18 protein-coding genes are annotated in these 16705 nt (G+C 67.8%); 10 read left to right on the top strand and 8 right to left on the bottom strand.

Annotated features, from left to right (window positions below; genetic code table 11):
* Positions 1-213: 213 nt before the first annotated feature.
* Positions 214-594, top strand: a complete 381-nt coding sequence (locus tag ACMGFE_RS25265) for a DUF8147 domain-containing protein (protein ID WP_436928040.1) — start codon at positions 214-216, stop codon at positions 592-594.
* Positions 595-675: 81 nt separating this feature from the next.
* On the opposite strand, the gene ACMGFE_RS25270 is transcribed toward ACMGFE_RS25265, so the two are convergent.
* Together ACMGFE_RS25270 and ACMGFE_RS25275 are read right to left on the bottom strand one after the other, a co-directional pair.
* Positions 676-1383, bottom strand: a complete 708-nt coding sequence (locus tag ACMGFE_RS25270) for a 5-formyltetrahydrofolate cyclo-ligase (protein ID WP_436928041.1) — start codon at positions 1381-1383, stop codon at positions 676-678.
* A gap of 15 nt (positions 1384-1398) precedes the next feature.
* Entirely contained in the window at positions 1399-2043 is a 645-nt protein-coding gene (locus ACMGFE_RS25275) for a chemotaxis protein CheC (protein ID WP_436928042.1), read from the bottom strand.
* 219 nt (positions 2044-2262) lie between these two features.
* Here ACMGFE_RS25275 and ACMGFE_RS25280 point away from each other — a divergent pair, with 219 nt between their 5' ends.
* Positions 2263-2634 carry a DUF5658 family protein gene (locus ACMGFE_RS25280; RefSeq protein ID WP_436928043.1) on the top strand — a complete coding sequence of 124 codons (372 nt, stop codon included), beginning with the start codon at positions 2263-2265 and terminating at the stop codon, positions 2632-2634.
* 173 nt (positions 2635-2807) lie between these two features.
* Positions 2808-3173, top strand: a complete 366-nt coding sequence (locus ACMGFE_RS25285) for a DUF5658 family protein (RefSeq protein ID WP_436928044.1) — start codon at positions 2808-2810, stop codon at positions 3171-3173.
* 87 nt (positions 3174-3260) lie between these two features.
* Here the strand turns inward: ACMGFE_RS25285 and ACMGFE_RS25290 are convergent, their stop codons facing one another.
* Positions 3261-3725 carry a MaoC family dehydratase gene (locus tag ACMGFE_RS25290; RefSeq protein ID WP_436928045.1) on the bottom strand — a complete coding sequence of 155 codons (465 nt, stop codon included), beginning with the start codon at positions 3723-3725 and terminating at the stop codon, positions 3261-3263.
* A 99-nt stretch (positions 3726-3824) separates the two neighbouring features.
* On the opposite strand from ACMGFE_RS25290, the gene ACMGFE_RS25295 reads away from it, so the two are divergent.
* Together ACMGFE_RS25295 and ACMGFE_RS25300 are read left to right on the top strand one after the other, a co-directional pair.
* On the top strand, positions 3825-4685 hold the full coding sequence (locus ACMGFE_RS25295; RefSeq protein WP_436928046.1) for an HpcH/HpaI aldolase/citrate lyase family protein: 861 nt from the start codon (positions 3825-3827) through the stop codon (positions 4683-4685).
* A gap of 138 nt (positions 4686-4823) precedes the next feature.
* The gene (locus tag ACMGFE_RS25300; RefSeq protein ID WP_436928047.1) at positions 4824-6077 is read left to right on the top strand and encodes a Glu/Leu/Phe/Val family dehydrogenase; all 1254 of its coding nucleotides are present in this window, start codon (positions 4824-4826) and stop codon (positions 6075-6077) included.
* A gap of 46 nt (positions 6078-6123) precedes the next feature.
* On the opposite strand, the gene ACMGFE_RS25305 is transcribed toward ACMGFE_RS25300, so the two are convergent.
* Positions 6124-6636, bottom strand: a complete 513-nt coding sequence (locus ACMGFE_RS25305) for a DUF21 domain-containing protein (RefSeq protein WP_436928048.1) — start codon at positions 6634-6636, stop codon at positions 6124-6126.
* 107 nt (positions 6637-6743) lie between these two features.
* On the opposite strand from ACMGFE_RS25305, the gene ACMGFE_RS25310 reads away from it, so the two are divergent.
* The 3 genes from ACMGFE_RS25310 to ACMGFE_RS25320 all read left to right on the top strand — a co-directional run bounded on the left by ACMGFE_RS25310 (position 6744) and on the right by ACMGFE_RS25320 (position 8770).
* Positions 6744-7217, top strand: a complete 474-nt coding sequence (locus tag ACMGFE_RS25310; protein WP_436928049.1) for an SRPBCC family protein — start codon at positions 6744-6746, stop codon at positions 7215-7217.
* A 307-nt stretch (positions 7218-7524) separates the two neighbouring features.
* Entirely contained in the window at positions 7525-7974 is a 450-nt protein-coding gene (locus tag ACMGFE_RS25315) for a pyridoxamine 5'-phosphate oxidase family protein (RefSeq protein ID WP_436928050.1), read from the top strand.
* A gap of 238 nt (positions 7975-8212) precedes the next feature.
* Positions 8213-8770, top strand: coding sequence for an NAD(P)/FAD-dependent oxidoreductase (locus ACMGFE_RS25320; protein WP_436928051.1), 558 nt, complete (start codon positions 8213-8215; stop codon positions 8768-8770).
* Positions 8771-9298: 528 nt separating this feature from the next.
* On the opposite strand, the gene ACMGFE_RS25325 is transcribed toward ACMGFE_RS25320, so the two are convergent.
* From ACMGFE_RS25325 to ACMGFE_RS25335, 3 genes are all read right to left on the bottom strand, one after another.
* Complete coding sequence (locus ACMGFE_RS25325) at positions 9299-10705, bottom strand: dihydrolipoyl dehydrogenase family protein (protein WP_436928052.1); 1407 nt, start codon at positions 10703-10705, stop codon at positions 9299-9301.
* A 116-nt stretch (positions 10706-10821) separates the two neighbouring features.
* Entirely contained in the window at positions 10822-13269 is a 2448-nt protein-coding gene (locus tag ACMGFE_RS25330) for an efflux RND transporter permease subunit (protein WP_436928053.1), read from the bottom strand.
* A 4-nt stretch (positions 13270-13273) separates the two neighbouring features.
* A complete protein-coding gene (locus tag ACMGFE_RS25335; RefSeq protein WP_436928054.1) occupies positions 13274-15238 on the bottom strand; it encodes a COG1361 S-layer family protein in 1965 nt (654 codons plus the stop codon).
* Positions 15239-15505: 267 nt separating this feature from the next.
* Between ACMGFE_RS25335 and ACMGFE_RS25340 the strand changes: the two genes are divergently transcribed.
* On the top strand, positions 15506-15649 hold the full coding sequence (locus ACMGFE_RS25340) for a DUF7331 family protein (RefSeq protein ID WP_436928055.1): 144 nt from the start codon (positions 15506-15508) through the stop codon (positions 15647-15649).
* A 95-nt stretch (positions 15650-15744) separates the two neighbouring features.
* A complete protein-coding gene (locus ACMGFE_RS25345; RefSeq protein WP_436928056.1) occupies positions 15745-16197 on the top strand; it encodes a DUF302 domain-containing protein in 453 nt (150 codons plus the stop codon).
* Between the two features lie 82 nt (positions 16198-16279).
* Here the strand turns inward: ACMGFE_RS25345 and ACMGFE_RS25350 are convergent, their stop codons facing one another.
* Positions 16280-16630 carry a hypothetical protein gene (locus tag ACMGFE_RS25350; protein WP_436928057.1) on the bottom strand — a complete coding sequence of 117 codons (351 nt, stop codon included), beginning with the start codon at positions 16628-16630 and terminating at the stop codon, positions 16280-16282.
* Positions 16631-16705: the final 75 nt, after the last annotated feature.

Here is a 16705-nt window from a genome sequence, read left to right on the forward strand (position 1 = left end):
ATCTTTTTCATCGTCGGGTGTCCTCGCTCGCTCCGCTCGCTGCGGGCACCACTCCTCGAAAAACATGGGTGAAAAAGGCTGAATCCTCGCTTCGCTCGGATTCAGTGAATCGCGCTCGCTCCGCTCGCGCGAATGCCAGTGGTCAGTTCGCAACTGATACTGAACACCGCGACAGAGGCAGAGGTATTTCACCGAACCCTGCGAAGTACCGTCATGCGCATCCGCACACTCGCACTCGCGCTCGCGGCCGGACTGGCCGCGTTCCTCGCGGTCGGGGTCGCGGTCACGGAGGTCGCGCTCCGGTGGATCGAGTTCTCGCTGTTCGTCGGGCTCCCCGTCGGCCTCCTCGCCGGCCTGACCGCGGTCGCGCTCGTCGTCGTCGGCCTCGGTACCGAGGCGTCGCACTTGCTGCGCCGGATCGCCGTCATGTTCGCCACCTTCGGCGTCTTCTTTCTGCTCGTCCTCGTCGTCACTGTGGGGGCGTTCTCCGTTCGCAACTCCCACGCGCTCGTCCTCGCGGGCGCGGTCGGCGTGATCTCCGGCGTTGGCGCGTTCGCGCTCGACTACGCGGAGACGGCGGTACTCGCGGGCTGACGCCCCAACGGCGGTACTCGCGGGTGACGCCCTAACGGCGGTACTCGTGGGCTGATACGTCGACGACGGACTCGGCCGGGTTCACCCGTCAGGCGCGAACCGTTCGAGGACGGGGATCTCCTCGATGCGTTCGTCGTCCAGTGCGTCCCAATCGATGCCAGGGGGCCGTTCGTAGGACGTCTCCGTCCGAATCACGCGCTCGGGCGTCACGACGACGTCCAGCGGGACGTCGTGGGCGTCGACCGCGATCCCCTCGCGGACCTGCAACTCGTGGACGGTCGTGACGACCGTCGTCCCGGCGTCGACCAGCCCGAGTTCCGTCAGCACGGCGAACTCCAGGTCGCTGTAGCCCTCGCCCTTGCCGACACGAGCGCCGTCGGGCGAGACGGCGACGCTCCCCACGACGACGAGGTCGACCCGGTCGACGGCCTCCGGGCCGACCCGTTCGGCGTGCGAGTCGACGCCCGAGACGGTCGCTGCGGCGTCTGGATCGGCGAGTTCTGCGGGGTCGAGCCGGTAGAAGCAGCGTTCGTCGCGGAGCCGGGGTACCGCCATGAAGACGGTCTTGCCCGCGTCGAGCGCCCCGCGTCTGACGGGGAGTTGCGGCGCGTCCGGGTTGGTCTTCAGCCGCTGGGCGTCGACCCACTCGTCGAGGCCGGCGAGGCGCTCGGCGGCGGCGTCGGCGCCGGCGAAGTTAGGAATGCGACCGTGCGGAGGGAAGGGGAAGCGGGCCTCGCCGCTGTCTTCGAGTTCGTCCCAGACGGTCTCGCGGAGGGCCTGTTTGTCCACGCGTTCTCACCGGGGTCAGATGACGTCGGAGGCGGCGGTGTCCGTCTGCACGTCGGTGGCGACGTCGATGTTCTGGATCAACTGGACGAGGTCGGCCAGCTGGGGGAAGGTGTAGACGGTGACTTCCACGTCGGCGTCGCTGGCGACGATGTGGGAGTCGACGACGAAGGCGATCTCTTCGTCGGGCCAGCCGCCCATCTCGTCGACGATGTCGCTCGCAGGGCCGAAGATGAACGAGGGCGTCGACATGTCGATGGTGGTGTCGAGGACGTTCGCCCAGCCGTCGATGAAGCCGCTGGTCATGATGTTCCCGATCTCCTGCATGGCCGAACGTTCGAGTTCCGTGAACAGGCCGTCGGCGGCGTCGTCGCTTCCCATGTCGCCGACCATGCCCTGCGCGAGCCGTTTGCTCCCGGCGGGTTCGAGCATGAAGAGGACGTAGCCGTACGGCGACTCGGTCAGTTCGACGTAGATACCGACCTGTTCGTGATCGCCCAGGTGGGTCCTGACGTCCGTCATGTCGAGAAAGCTTATCTTTGACACCTCGATCTCCGTGTTCAGCCCCGACAGCTGGTTCAGGTGGGCCGAGACGGTGGTCGCTCCCTCCCTGGCCATCTCGTTGAAAAGCGCCAGTTTCCGCACGTCGACCTCGTAATCCATACCCTTCCGTGGGTCTCGACCATTGTAAACGCTCTGGGGACCCGGCGAGCGCGGATCGCCCTCGAACGGCGCGGGACCGCTCTACCGGTAGTTTCCGAGTACCACAGTTCCTGATACATAAGCGACGTATACTCTTGGGGATGTCGGACGCGATATGAGATGGCGGGTGGGCGGTTCGGCGTACCCCCGGCGACCGACCAACCCGTCGAGACCCCACACATGCCGCTGTTCACGACCGATCCAACTGCCTTCGATTCGTCGGCTATCGACGAGTACCTCGGCGCAGTTTCGGGTTCCGTGTCCGACCTGGAACTGCTGCTGTGGGTGCTGGTCTGCTGGGCGCTCGTACTCGACATCGTTTTGACGGCGTACGGCCTCTCGATCGGCCTCGTCGAACGGAACCCGCTCATGCGGCAAGCGCTCGACGTGTTCGGCCTGAGCGCGCTCGCGCTCGCGAAAGCGGGCGCCGTCGCCGTCGCACTCGGCTTCCGGACCCTGTGGCCGGAGTACGCGCTCGTCGCCCCGATCGGTCTCGCGATTCCCTGGGTACTGGCCGTCGTCTTCAACGCGGCGCTGCTGGCGTCGCTCTGATCGCGGCTCGCCTCGGGCCAGTCCCGGACCGGCCGGTGACACTCCACTCCCGGCCGCACAGACTCGACCGGACCGACAGGTGAAATCGAAACGATCCTTTTTTAGCGGCCTGTGACGAGATGGCACACGCACGACTCACCCCTCTGGGTGGGGGGTAGCGTGCGGTGGGTACGATGCGCGGTTCACTACTAACGAGTACAGACAGATCGTGGGTGTTCGAGGGGCGGTCCGTCGGTGGTACCGACGGCCGTGCCGTCGAGAGAGTGCTGTGGTCGCTCGTCCTCGCGTCGCTCGCGCTGGACGTCTCGACCACCTGGCTCGGTCTGTCGATGGGGCTCACCGAGGGGAACCCGGTGATGCGCTGGGCCATCGACGGCGTCGGGTTCGCCGCGCTCGCTGCGGCGAAACTCCTCGTCGTCGGCGGCGCGGTCTGCCTCCGGGCGGCCCGACCCCGTCACGGAACGGCCATCGCCCTGGGGCTCGCGCTCCCGTGGACGGTGACCGTACTCGTCAACGCCGTCGTACTCGCGTCAGTCTGAGCGACCCGTCGCGTGCCCGCCGGCCCCCCGGAACGGCCGTGGGATCCGTTCCGACAGCGCCGAACCACTCCACAGACGGGCACGCCGTCACTCGTCACTCGCTCGCTTCTTCGCCAGCACGGTCCGCTCGAACGAACAGACCAGCGTGTCGTCCCCCGGTTCGACGCGGTACACCTCCACGCGCATCGTCACGACCCCCCGTTCGCCGTCGCTCGTCTCCCGCTTGTCGATGACCGTCGACGCCGCCCGGATCGTGTCCCCGTGGAACACCGGCTCGGGATGTTCCACGTCGTCGTACGAGAGGTTCGCGACGATGGTCCCGTCGGTCGTCTCGGGGATCGAGAGCCCGACCGCGAGGCTCATCGTGTAGAGGCCGTTGACGAGACGATCGCCGAACTGCGTCGACTCGGCGAACTCCGCGTCCAGATGCAGCGGCTGCTGGTTCATCGTCAGGTCGCAAAAGCGCTGGTTGTCCGACTCCGATATCGTGCGGCGCTTGTCGTGGGCGATCGTCTCGCCCTCGGTGAACTCCTCGTAGTAGCGCCCTGGCATGGATCAACCCTCGGTTCGGCGGTGGTTAACGATTTGGCCGAGTCGCTTCGACGGCCCGGCGCCCGTAGCTACAAACCGCTGGCCGACCCACACCCGGACATGCCACGCCGGAGCGTCCTGTTCTCGCCGGGCGACCAGCCGGAACTCATGCGGAAAGCGCCGACTACCGGGGCCGACGCGGTCGTGTTCGACCTCGAAGACGCGGTGGTCCCCGGGAGGAAAGCGGAGGCAAGAGACGCGGTCCGCGGCGTCCTCACCGACCTCGACGCCGACTGCGAGGTCTGCGTGCGCGTTCAGCCACCGGGTCGGGGCGCGAGCGACGACCTCGAAGGGATCCTCGACGAGGGCGCCGCGCGGGCCGCGCTCGACGCACTCGTCCTGCCGAAAGCGAACGACGCTGGCGACGTCGAGGAGCTGGCCGATCTCGCGGCCGAACGCGACGCCGACCTCCCGATACTCGCGCTCGTCGAGACGGCCGCGGGGATCCTGCACGCCGAGGCGATCGCAGCCGCGAGGCCCACGGACGCCCTGATATTCGGCGCCGAAGACCTGGCCGCCGACGTCGGAGCGACCCGGACGGAGGAGGGGACCGAAGTGCTCCACGCCCGCGAGCACGTCGTCCTCGCGGCGTCGGCCGCGGGCGTCGACGCGATAGATACGCTGCACACCGACTTCGAGGACGAGGCCGGCCTGCGGGCGGACACCGAGTTCGCGCTCGAACTGGGCTACGACGGGAAACTCGCCGTCCACCCCTCGCAGGTCGGGCCGATCAACGAGACGTTCACGCCCGTCCCGGAGCGCGTCGAGTGGGCCGAACGCGTGCTCGCCGCGCGCGAGGAGGCCGACGCGGAGGGGCGGGGCGTCTTCGCCGTCGACGGCGAGATGGTCGACGCGCCGCTGGTCGCGCAGGCCGAGCGCGTGCTGGAACGGGCCCGCGCGGCGGACGGCGGCCCCGAGTGAGCGACGCCGGTTCGGCCGGAGTTGACGACCTCTCACAGATGTGACGAAGCGATGGATATCCGCCGATTCAGTGGCTGATCGTCCGGTCGATCGGCGATCGGCCGAACGCTTTTCAGCGCGCTGGACCTTCTAGTCGGCATGTCCGCGGATGCCAATCCCTTCGAGAGCCTCCAGGAGCAGGTCGACGACGCGGCCGAGTACCTCGACGTCGACGGCGGTGCGCTCGAACGCCTCAAGCGTCCCGAGCGGGTCCTCGAGGCCAACCTCTCGGTCGAGCTCGACGACGGGTCGATCGAGGTCTTCCGCGCCTACCGGTCGCAGTTCAACGGCGCCCGCGGCCCCTACAAGGGCGGCATCCGCTACCACCCGCAGGTCTCCCGCGACGAGGTGAAGGCGCTGTCGGGCTGGATGGTGTACAAGTGCGCCGTCGTCGACATCCCCTACGGCGGCGGGAAGGGCGGCATCGCCGTCGACCCCGACGACTACTCCGAAGCCGAACTCGAACGGCTCACGCGCGCCTTCGCCACCGAGTTACGGCCGATCATCGGCGAGGACAAGGACGTTCCCGCGCCCGACGTCAACACCGGTCGCCGGGAGATGAACTGGATCAAAGACACCTACGAGACGCTGGTGAACGCGACCGAACCCGGCGTGGTCACCGGCAAGGCGCCCGACAGCGGTGGGTCGGCGGGCCGCGTCGAGGCGACCGGTCGCTCCGTGATGCTCACGGCGCGGGAGGCGTTCGACTACCTGGGCGAGGACATTCAGGGCGCGACCGTCGCCGTGCAGGGCTACGGGAACGCGGGCTCGATCGCCGCCAAACTCCTCGAAGACCTGGGCGCGAGCGTCGTCGCCGTCTCGGACTCTTCGGGCGCCGTCTACGACCCGAACGGCCTCGACACCCGCGCCGCGAAGGCCCGCAAGATCGAGACCGGCGACGTGACCGACTACGACGCGCCCGAGACGATCACGAACGAGGAGTTGCTCACGCTGGACGTGGACCTGCTGGTTCCGGCCGCGCTCGAAAACGCGATCGACGCGGACCTCGCCCGCGACGTGGAGGCCGACGTGATCGTCGAGGCAGCCAACGGGCCGCTAACGCCCGACGCAGACGACGTGCTGACCGACCGGGACGTAGCCGTCTTCCCCGACATCCTCGCCAACGCCGGTGGCGTCACGGTCTCGTACTTCGAGTGGGTCCAGAACCGCCAGCGCTTCTACTGGTCCGAACGGCGCGTCAACGAGGAACTGGAGACCGTCGTCGTCGACGCCTTCGACCGGTTGGCGTCGGTCTTCGAAGAGCGCGACCTCCCGAACTTCCGCACGGCCGCGTACGTCGTCGCCATCGAGCGCGTGTTGACCGCCAGCGAGCAGGGCGGTACGTGGCCGTAGGGGGCGACCAGAACGGACCCGCCCGCGAGGGGTCAGCCAGGCCGCGTCAGTCGACGTACGGCGCTTCGATCGCCTCGTCGCTTCCGAACGCCGTCCCGATTCGCCGAGTGACCACGTCGAAGACGGTGATGACCGGTCCGAGCAGGGTCTCGACCCCCCGGACGACCGGGGCGACCGACACGGCCCACCGCTCCGCGTTCCCCAGTCCGACGGACTTCGGGACGATCTCGCCGAACAGCAGGACGAGCGTGCTCGTGACCAGCGTCGCCACGACCACCGCCGGTCCGGGTTCCAGATAGCTGGTGACGAGCACGGTCACGATGCTCGAGATCGCCACGTTGACCACGTTGTTCCCGACGAGGAGGGTGACGAGCAGGCGATGGGGGTCGTCGACGAGTTCCTGCAACACGCGCGCTCGCTCGCTGTGTTCGGCCTGTTCGTCGACCCACGCTTTCGGGAGCGAGAAGATGGCGGTCTCGGAGCTAGAGAAGAAGGCGCTACACGCGAGCAAGAGTATCGTCGCCGCGATACCCGCCACCGCGACTGAGAGGTCTACCATGCCACCCCGTTCTCCACCCCGTCGGAAGTATCCCGGGACTGGTCCACGCGGTGTTCGTCCCGGGATTCGTCCCATCCGTTATGCCTCGCCGAGCCGAACGTTCGACCATGCCAGTCTACGAGCGAGAGACGGTCGTCGACGCCCCCTTCGAGGAGGTGTGGGCGTTCCACTCCCACCACTCCGGACTGGAGGCGCTCACGCCCGACTGGATGCACCTGCGCGTGGAGTCGGCGGTCGGTCCCGACGGGGAACCGGACCCCGAGACCCTGGAGACCGGTTCGAAGATCGTGTCGACCATCGTTCCGTTCGGCGTCGCGCCGCGCCAGCGGTGGATCTCCTACGTCGCCGCCCGCGAGGAAGGCGACGGCACGGCGATGTTCCGCGACGAGATGATGCGTGGCCCCTTCCCGAAGTGGGTCCACACCCACACCTTCGAGGCCGTCGACGGAGGGACGCGCGTTCACGACCGCGTCGAGTACGAACTCCCCGTCGTCCGCGGCCTGCTCGGCCCGCTGGGGTGGATCGGCTTCGAACCCATGTTCCGCTACCGCCATCGGAAGACGAGGGAACTGCTGGAGTAACGCCGTCCGTTTCTCGGAGGGGTCGCGCCGCGGCCCTCCGACCGCAACATCGGTGAGATCACCGTCATCGCGTTGCGCTGACGGGGAGTCGCTTGCTTCGCTCGGCAGACTCTCTTTAGGGCGCACAGTCACCGCGGTTCGAGGCGGTCGAGGTCTGTCGCGGGCCCCTGGGAGTGTGCCGTACCGATCAGTTACGTCCCACTTTCACCCGGTCCGTGAGAGGCTATCGCCTCTGATGACTTCCACTCCGCGAGACTTATTCCTCGGTCACCCAACAGATTTCAGAGTCGGATCGAAACGAAATCGTATGCAAGGTCTTCGATGGGTGCAGATGAGCAAGGACGAACGCGACGAGTTCCTCGGTCGGGGTGGAACGGGCGTCATTTCGTTCGGGATGGGGGCCGATGAACCTCCGTTCTTACTGCCGATTTCGTACGGGTACGACGAAGGACTGGAAAATTTTTACTTCAAACTCGCCTTCCCACCCGGGAGTACGAAAGCAAAAGCCGTCGACAAGCCGGTTTCTTTCGCGTCGCATTCGCGGACCGAAGACGGGTGGAAGAGCGTCGTCGCGACGGGGACCCTCGAAGAACTGACCGACGTTCCAAACGATTCGATCGCCGTTCAGGGCATGTGGGCGGTAGATATTCCGAAGGTCGACATCTTCGAGCAGCCGCGGGAAGACGTCACGTTCGCTGACTTCCGCCTGGTTCCCACGCAGATGACCGGGCGGAAAGAAGTCCAAACTGAACCCTGAATCACACGCTGTCGGGGAATTGGTGGTGGTCTGCCCGTCGTTCCCGCCGGAGGAGCGAAAAGCGGCGCGCCGGGGGCGCGAACACGGGCGTCGATCGATTCGACGGAGCGTGACCGGACAGATCGGATCGCCGTCGTGACACCGGATGCCTGTCCGAACAGTATCGACCGGTTCCAACTGCCGGAAATCGCACCGGGGTAGGCCAACGACTTTCCGACTCCCTGTTCTTTGTTCGCGTATGACAGACGTAGCTGTCGTCGGCGGGGGCCCCGCCGGCCTGAGCGCCGCACTGTTCACCGCCAAGAACGACCTCGACACCGTCGTCTTCGACACGGACAAGACCTGGCTGCACAAGGCGCACCTGTTCAACTACCTCGGCATCGAAAGCGAGGACGGGACGGCGTTCCTGGAGGACGCCCGCGAGCAGGTCGACGGCTTCGGCGTCGACCGCCGACAGGGCGAACAGGTCCAGACCGTCGAGCGCGACGGCGACCAGTTCCGCGTCGTCACCGACGAGGACGACCTCGCCGCGGACTACCTGGTCCTCGCCACCGGGGCGAACCGCGGTCTGGCCGAGGACCTCGGCTGCGCGTTCACCGACGAGGACGTCGTCGACGTCGACGTCGACATGGAGACAGACATCCACGACGCCTACGCCACCGGCGCGATGGTCCGCGCCGAGGAGTGGCAGGCGATCATCTCCGCCGGCGACGGCGCTGCCGCCGCCCTCGACATTCTCTCGAAGGAAAAGGGCGAGCACTTCCACGACTTCGACGTCCCCGACGACGCGGAGTAGGAAGGTCGGCCTGCGTCGTTCGAGGTCGCTCTTCGACGGTAGTCCGACCGGGGACGATGGTTGGCAATGAAAGCCCTCGACCCGCTCGCTAGGAGTTGTTTTGACTGCAGACGACGGCCGGCGATGAAAGCCCTCGACCCGCTCGCTAACAGTTGTGCTAACCGTGGCAGACAGCGAGCGACGAAAGCCCTCGACCCGCTCGCTAACAGTTGTGCCGACCGTGCCAGACAGCGAGCGACGAAAGCCCTCGACCCGCTCGCGGTCGCTGGACGGGATATCCTCAGTCGCTACGCTCCTTCGGATAGAGCCCGGCCAGCGACTACCCTGCGGCGCGAGCGCGTCTCGCCCTTTCAGTCCACCAGGACCGCACGACACAACACCGCACCACACACCTCCCCAGCCGATTCGCTCAGTCGCGTCCGCTCCTTCGCTCATCCCTCGCACGGCTACGTCTCGCGGCCCTCGCATTGCTCGGGCACGCACGACAGCGCGCGCCATTTCGCAATTCCGCTCGGCTGAATCGGCTCCTCACTCCGACAGTTCGGCGGTCACGTCGCGGAGGAGGCCGTCGATGATCTCGGGGGTCGTCGGGTGGTAGGCGCGGTCGGGGACCTCGCGCACGTCGAGGCCCATCTCGACGACGATCTGCATCGTCTTGGCCATCACGTCGGCGTGGTAGTGCAGGCCCTGCCAGCCCAGCACCGTCGCGCTCTCGCGGTCGACGACGAGTTTCGCCAGGCCTTCCGGGGTGTCCTTGGCCTTGAACACGCCGTCGTCGCTGGCCTGCCGCTTGGCGACGACGACGTCGTAGCCCGAGTCGCGGGCCTCGCGTTCGGTCATGCCGACGCGGGCGTAGGGGTAGACGCCGAGCCCCGAGAAGATGACGTGGTGGGTGACGTTCTGGTAATCGTCGAGGGGGAGGCCCCGTTCGCGGCGGAGGATGTTCTCTGCGGCCGTGGCTCCCTGTTCCTTGGCGACGTGGAGGATCTGCTCTTTCCCGTTGGCGTCGCCGGGGACGAACACGCGGGGGTCGTCGCGGGCCTGCATGGTGTCGAGAACCCAGTCGGGGCCGGGCTGGAGGGGCGTGTTCTTCATACCGAGTCGGCCGAGACAGGGCCGGCGCCCGGTGAAGAGGTAGAGTTCGTCGGCCTCGACGACTTCGTCGTCGCCGTCGGCGTGTTCGAGGTAGAGGCGGACGCCGCCGTCGTCGGTGGGTTCGACGCGCTTCTCGTAACAGTTGGTCGGGATGGTCACGTCGAACTGCTCGCGATAGAGGTCGAGCACGGCGTCGCCGAAGGCGGGGTCGGCCTCGTCGATCGGGCGCTCGTCGTGCTCGACGACGGTCACGTCCGTCCCGCTGACCTCGCTGAGGTAGGGGACCATCTCCAGACCGATGTAGCCGAGACCCATGACGATCGCCGAGTCCGGGAGGTCGGTGTCGTCCAGCAGGTCGGCGCTCGTCTGGTGGCCGACGTCTCTGATGCCGGGGAGGTCGGGGATGTTGACCGCCGACCCGGTGGCGACGACGACGTAGTCGGCCTCGATATCGCGACCCCCGGCCTGGACGGTGTGGTCGTCGACGAACCGGGCGGTGTCGTGAATGAACGTCACGTCGTCGCGCTCGGCGAGGTCGTGGATCGCGGCCCTGCGGTGGCCCGCCCAGCCGAGCGTGTGGTCGTCCTTGCGGTCGATCGTGCGTTCGAGGTCGACCTCGGGAGGGCCGCCACGGAGGCGGTCGTCGTGGCGCGCCTGGAAGCGGTGTGCGCCGGCCGAGAGCACTTCCTTCGAGGGCATACAGCCGCGGAGGATGCAGAGGCCGCCGCCGGGGTCGCCGTCGTCGACCAGGGTGAGTTCGACGTCCGGTTCGTCGGCGAGTTCCTGGGCGACGACGGCGCCGGCGCTCCCGTACGCGCCGATGATGACCACGTGAACCATACCTCCGGTATGCGGACCAGTCGTAAATCGTTCGGGGCGTGTGTGCGGCCGGTCCGCCACCGCGACCGCGCCACGGCGGAACGGGAGGCGGGTTCGTCGCCGTGACCAGCGCGCTCTCAGTCCTCGACGGGCGACCGCGGGGCGGCGCGCCCCTGCCGACGGGCGCGGAGCCACCGGGCCGGCCGCGAGCGGTTGACGACGCGGTCCCAGAGGACGAGCGTCGACGGGAGGACGAATATCGACGCGATGTAGGCGTAGACGACCGAGAGGGCGGTCAGGACGCCGAACGCGCCGATCGCCGGGTTCAGCGCGAACACGAGCATCCCCATGCCGGAGACGGTCGTCAGCATGCTGCCGGTGAGCGCGCCGCCGGTGCCGCGGACGGCGCGGTCGAGCGCCGTCTCGATGTCCGTGCGGTGGAACTCGTCGGCGAAGCGGTGGGTGACGTGGACCGAGTAGTCGATCCCCAGCCCGATCGTCAGCGAGAGGATCACCCCGTTGATCGCGTTGAAGTCGATGCCGAGGTAGCGCATCGACGCGACGACGAAGGTTACGGTCAGGGCGATGGGCACGACGTTCGCGACGCCGAGCGACGGGCGCCCCTCCAGCACGCCGTAGACGAGGATCAGGAACGCCGAGGCGCCGACGAGCGTGATGAGCAGGCTCGCGACCACGGTGTCGAGGATCAGGTTGGACGCCTCCTCGAAGATGACGGCGTTGCCCGTCGGCGTCGCGTCCAGCGGCGTCTCGCTGGCGACTTCCTCGGCGTCGGCGGTGACCTCTCGGTTCGTCGCGTCGGGGTCCACCGAGTAGGTCACGAGCGTGCTCCGGCGGTCCTCGGCGAGGACACCGGACACGCCGCTATCGGGCGCCGATTCGAGGTACCCGTACACCTCGCCGAGGTTGTCCTCGGGGATGCCGTCGGCGTCCGGATCGTTGCGCGCGACGACGTCGCGGAACTCGGGGTCGCGCTCCTGGTAGGACTGCACGACGGTCACGACGGACTGGCTCTCCGCGTAGCGACCGTCGCGCTCGAAGGTCGGTGGAGGATCCCGTCCGATCCGGTGGACCTGGTCGAGCGCCGCGTCACGTCCCATCCGCGTCTCGACGAACAGCAGGACCGAACTGCTCGTCGGGAAGTTGTCGTCGATGTAGTTGCTCTTCTCGACGTAGCTGTACTCGGGCGGGGCGAACGGTGCGGGCAGGTTCTTCTGCCACTCGGGCAGTTCGTCGTACTCCGGCGGGAGGAAGTCGTCTTCGCTGAAGCCGGTGCCGACGCCGGTGGCGTAGACGCCGGCCGCGCCGCTCCCGACGAGGACGACGATCATGAACAGCGCCGGCGCGCGTCGGGCGATGACAACGCCGCCACTGAGCAGGCGACCGAGCACCGAGCCCTCCGAGCCGAGGGGTCGCTCGCTCATCGTCGGGATCGGATAGCGGGCGCGCAGCCGGTCGGTCTTGACCTTCGCGGCCGGGAGGAATATCCCGAAGATCAGGAAGGTGAAGCAGATCCCGATGGCGGCGACGACGCCGAAGTCGCGGATGGGTTCGAGCGCGCTCGTCAGGTTCGAGAGGAACCCGATGACGGTCGTCCCCATCACGATGAAGAAGGCGACGAGCAACTGCTCGGTCGTCACCATCATCGACGTCCCGACGGGCTGGCCGCGTTCGCGCTCCTCGCGGTAGCGGTTGACCGCGTGGATGCCGAAGTCGATGCCGACCGCGATCAGTAGCGGGGGAACCGCGACCAGCAGCGGGTTGAACGGGATGTCCGCCAGCCCCAGGAAGCCGAAGGTCCACAGCAGCGTCAGCAGGATGGCGACGGTCCCGAGCACGAGGTCCACCAGGTCCCGGTAGGCCACGATCAGGAAGAGGACGATGAGGATGAACGCCGCGGGGAGGACGAGCGCGAGCGACGACCCGATGGTGTCGGGCGCGCTCCCGACGATCTCGACGTTCCCGCCGACGCTCCCGACGACTCGCTCGACGCGCTCCTCCCGCGAGTCGACGGCGCGGTCGTGGGTGACCGAGGCCTGTGCGGCTCGCGCGGCCGCGCTCTGTCGGTCGAAGTCCTCGCTGAGCTGCGTGGTGAACCCCGGCGTCTCTGCCGCGCGGCGGACCGCCTCGTCGATCTCCGTGGCCGTCGCCGCCTCCACGGCGTCGATCTGGGCCTCGACCGTCGTCGCTTGCGGGTCGAGCTGCTGCGCGACGGTTCGCGCGGGGCTGGCGACGTCCGTCACGCGCAGGTCGTCGTGGTCCTGTAACCGCTCCTGTGCCCGTAACATCCGCAACAGACTCGGTCTGGAGAGGACGTTCTGCTCGCGCTGGAGGAGCTGCGTGGTGGTCGAGCTCTCGGCGAAACTCGGCCCGAACTCGCGCTGGATGTCCTCGAACGCCTCGAAGGAGTCCAGGTCCTCGACGAACTGGTTACTACCGGACTCGGTCTCGACGTTCCCGAGACCGAGGAGGAATACCCCCGTCAGCAGGAGGAAGGCGAGGCTGATCCGTCCCGGATAGGCGGAGATGGCGTCGCCGACCTCGTCGGTGAACCACTCGAAGACCATCGAGTCACCTGCCGAAGCGCAGGTAGCCGACGACGACGATCACCGCGATCACCGCGACCGCGATCACCGACAGCGGCAGGCCGCTCCCGCCGTCGTCCTCGGGTTCGATCACGTCGACGGCGAAGGTGTAGCCGCTGGAGAGCTTCGTGTCGCCGTCGGCGTCGTCGTACTGGAAGTCCATCTCGACGGGATAGGACTTCGTCAGCGCGCCCCCGCCGGCGCTCACCTCGAAGGTGAGCGTCCGCGACTCGCCGGGCTCGATCCGGTCGACGTAGGCCTCGCCGTCGTCGATGGTGATCGGATCGTCCGCGAACAGCGCCGCGTTGACGTTCTCGACGGCGGTGTTGCCGTCGTTCGTGACCGTGACTTCCAGCACGCGGCCGCCGCCGCGCTCGACCGTCGCGTTCCCGGCGTTCACGTCGAAGACGTCGCGCTGCTGGCGGACGCGCTGGCGCACGTCGAAGCTCTCGGCCTCGCGACGCTCGTCGTCGTCGTTGCGATAGGTCGGGCGGAGCGTGAACTGGCGCGGACCCGCCTCCGCGGCCTCGCTGATCTCAACGTCGAAGGCGAACTCCTTGGACTGGTTGACCCGCAGGGTCCCCACGGAGTACTCCCGTACGAGCGGCGAGACGTTCGCGCTCTCGCTCTCGAAGACGAGGACGACGCTGTCGGCGCGCGCGTCGCCGGTGTTGGTGATCGTCCCCGAGAGCGTCCCCTCCTCGCCCACGCGGAGCGAGGAGGTCACGTTGCTCGCCGCGAACTCGTACTCGACCTCGGGGTCGGGTTCGACGCCGAACTGGAGCGTGCCGGACTCGCCGGGGTCGCCCTCGCTGTCCTCGTAGGCGACCGACGCCTGGAGCGAGTAGCTCCGGGCCTCGGCGTCGGGCGTCGCCGTCGTGTCGACGGTGATCTCGCGGGTCTCGTTGGCGCTCCACGTCCCGACGTACTGGCTCGCGCTGGCGGACCCGCCGAACACGAGCGCGCTGCTGCCGGAGGTGATCGTGACCGAGGCGTCGCGGACCTCGGCGGGGCCGTCGTTCCGGATCCTGACGGTGACCGGCCCGTCGTCGTCGACGGCCACGTCGCTCTCGGTCGAGACGATGCTGAACGTCTGCTCGGGTTCGGGCGTGACGCCGAGCGAGATCGGCTGGGACTGCATCGGCGTGTTATCCTCGTCCTCGTAGTTGACCGTCGCGTCGAAGGCGTAGCGCTGCTGGCTCGCCGACGGGGCGGCGCTCACCCGATAGGAGACGGTCCGTCGATCGCCCGGTTCCCAGGTGCCGCCGACGTAGCGGCTCGACGACGACGCCTGCCCGAACGTCATGTCCGCGTTCTGCGAGGTGAGCGCGACCGAGGCGTTGTGCGCCGCGGCGGTCCCGGTGTTTCTGAGCGTCACGTCGACCGTGCCGGTCGCGCCGATGCGCGCCGTCGATTCGACGTCCGTCACGCGGAACTGCGCGGCCTCTTCGATCGTCACGTCGACGCTGAAGTTCTTGGTAGTGCTGTTGCGCTCGTACTCGCTCGTCTCGGGGTCGATCGACTCCGTGTAGTTGTAGCTGACGTTGATCGGGAGTTCGTAGGTGCCAGGGTCGGCGTTCCGGTCGACGTTCATCCGGAACTCGACGGGCGCCGACGACCCGTCGGGCAGTTGCGCGATCGCGCGTTCGTTGGTCTTGACCGTCACCGGCGCGTCGTGGTCGTCACCGACGCTGACGCGCACAGCGCGCGCGTTCGTCACCTGCTGTTCCAGCTGCGGGTTCGACAGCGACCCGCTGGTGACGTTGCCGTCGTTGAGCACGACGACCTGGAGCGACGTTTGCTCGCCCGGCCGGAAGTCCGTATCCGGCACCGACACGTCGATGCCCGGGTGGCCGGTGATCTCGTGGTCGTTCACCGCGCCGGCGGCGACGCTCGGCGCGAGGACCAGCAGTACGACTGTCGCGGCTACCGTAGCCTGTGAGCGTTGCATACGTGGAATCACGTTCCTCACCCACCGTGCCGCGGGGACCAACGGCGGCGCCGCAGGTGTCACCCGGCGATTTCGGCCCCAACTCCGTCAATCATTGTAAACAGGAGTGAACGATCTAAGAGTTTAAAACGGGTCGACGCCGCGACCGACGACCGGAGCGGCTTTCGCACGACCGACGTTCGAACATTGATAACATTTAACAAGGGATAGGACGTAGTTACCGTCAGCGTCGAACCGGCAGACAGCGACGGAACGTGGACACTACCAATGGCAACCAACGAAACCCGCTCCGAGACGAGCCGCTACGACGAACTCGAGATCGCAAACGGGGACGTCGTCATCTACGACGTCGACAACCACCGGGCGTGGATCCAGTCGGACCAGACGGTAACCGGCGACGAGATGGCCTGACGCCCCGACGCGCGGGATTCGTGTCCGACGCCCGGCGAGATCTCGCGACCCGCCGGGGGTCACAGTTTTTGCGGCGGCGACCGTCAGGTCCCCGTATGACACTTCCCTTCGATCCCGCCGCGGTGACGAGCGGAGACATCGGCGAGAAGCGCGCGACACTGGAGATGGACCACGAGGAGGCCGTCGAACACGTCCGCTCGGCGTTCGAAGCCGCCGGCTTCGGGTTCCCGGCGGAGTTCGCCCCGTCGGAACTGCTCAACGAGAAGGTCGACGCCGAGCGCGACCCCTACTACTTCCTCGGGGCGTGCAACCCCGCGATGGCCGATCGAGCGCTCGACGCATCCGACGGCCGGATCGGCGGCCTGTTCCCCTGCGGCGTCGTCGTCTGGGAAGAAGAACCCGGCGTCCAGACGGTCTATCACGTCTCTATCATGCGGATCGCCCGCTTGAGCGGGATGGCCCCGGACTCCGACGAGTGGGCCGACATCGTCGCCGAGACAGGCGAGATGGTCGACGAGGCGTGGGCGAACCTCGACGCGCGGACCTGACGCACCCTGTCCGTCGAGCGCGACCGCTCGCGGAGCCTCGCCGCGCTCGACCCCGGGAACTGTTGTCCCACTCGACGCGCGATCACCGCGAAGCGTCGCTGCCGCCGTCCGTGGAGGGGTCGCTGCCGACATCCGTGGAGGGGTCGCTGCCAACGTCGTCGGTGGCGGTGGTGTCGGTCCCCGTCTCGGTCGTCGCGTCGCCCGCGGAACTGCCGCCGGTCGCGGCGCCGTCCCCGCCGTCGGCAATCTGGGTCTGTAGGCGGGCGATCTCGGTTTCGAGTTCTCGGATGCGGTCGTCGTAGTCCTCCCGCGAGCGGAGCCAGACTGCCCCCAGGACGATCACGAGCAGGACCGGCAGGCCGAACATCACGAGACCCATGACGAGGATGACGAGCAACTCGACGCCGCCGGGGATCCCGAACTGGAGGAGCATGCTCCCGGATACGGCCGACTGCACGAAAACAGTTGGGTCGGACCGCGACCGTGACCGCACGCGAGCCGAGCGTCG

The organism is Halosimplex amylolyticum (assembly GCF_051414035.1).
Lineage (GTDB): Archaea > Halobacteriota > Halobacteria > Halobacteriales > Haloarculaceae > Halosimplex > Halosimplex amylolyticum.

Bases quoted from the DNA above. Each gene is read 5' to 3' on its own strand.
- ACMGFE_RS25295 (WP_436928046.1), top strand. From the start codon at position 3,825: ATGCCACGCCGGAGCGTCCTGTTCTCGCCGGGCGACCAGCCGGAACTC.
- ACMGFE_RS25285 (WP_436928044.1), top strand. From the start codon at position 2,808: ATGCGCGGTTCACTACTAACGAGTACAGACAGATCGTGGGTGTTCGAG.
- ACMGFE_RS25335 (WP_436928054.1), bottom strand. From the start codon at position 15,238: ATGCAACGCTCACAGGCTACGGTAGCCGCGACAGTCGTACTGCTGGTC.
- ACMGFE_RS25275 (WP_436928042.1), bottom strand. From the start codon at position 2,043: ATGGATTACGAGGTCGACGTGCGGAAACTGGCGCTTTTCAACGAGATG.
- ACMGFE_RS25310 (WP_436928049.1), top strand. From the start codon at position 6,744: ATGCCAGTCTACGAGCGAGAGACGGTCGTCGACGCCCCCTTCGAGGAG.
- ACMGFE_RS25350 (WP_436928057.1), bottom strand. From the start codon at position 16,630: ATGCTCCTCCAGTTCGGGATCCCCGGCGGCGTCGAGTTGCTCGTCATC.
- ACMGFE_RS25325 (WP_436928052.1), bottom strand. From the start codon at position 10,705: ATGGTTCACGTGGTCATCATCGGCGCGTACGGGAGCGCCGGCGCCGTC.
- ACMGFE_RS25280 (WP_436928043.1), top strand. From the start codon at position 2,263: ATGCCGCTGTTCACGACCGATCCAACTGCCTTCGATTCGTCGGCTATC.
- ACMGFE_RS25330 (WP_436928053.1), bottom strand. From the start codon at position 13,269: ATGGTCTTCGAGTGGTTCACCGACGAGGTCGGCGACGCCATCTCCGCC.
- ACMGFE_RS25320 (WP_436928051.1), top strand. From the start codon at position 8,213: ATGACAGACGTAGCTGTCGTCGGCGGGGGCCCCGCCGGCCTGAGCGCC.
- ACMGFE_RS25345 (WP_436928056.1), top strand. From the start codon at position 15,745: ATGACACTTCCCTTCGATCCCGCCGCGGTGACGAGCGGAGACATCGGC.
- ACMGFE_RS25290 (WP_436928045.1), bottom strand. From the start codon at position 3,725: ATGCCAGGGCGCTACTACGAGGAGTTCACCGAGGGCGAGACGATCGCC.
- ACMGFE_RS25315 (WP_436928050.1), top strand. From the start codon at position 7,525: ATGCAAGGTCTTCGATGGGTGCAGATGAGCAAGGACGAACGCGACGAG.
- ACMGFE_RS25340 (WP_436928055.1), top strand. From the start codon at position 15,506: ATGGCAACCAACGAAACCCGCTCCGAGACGAGCCGCTACGACGAACTC.
- ACMGFE_RS25305 (WP_436928048.1), bottom strand. From the start codon at position 6,636: ATGGTAGACCTCTCAGTCGCGGTGGCGGGTATCGCGGCGACGATACTC.
- ACMGFE_RS25265 (WP_436928040.1), top strand. From the start codon at position 214: ATGCGCATCCGCACACTCGCACTCGCGCTCGCGGCCGGACTGGCCGCG.
- ACMGFE_RS25300 (WP_436928047.1), top strand. From the start codon at position 4,824: ATGTCCGCGGATGCCAATCCCTTCGAGAGCCTCCAGGAGCAGGTCGAC.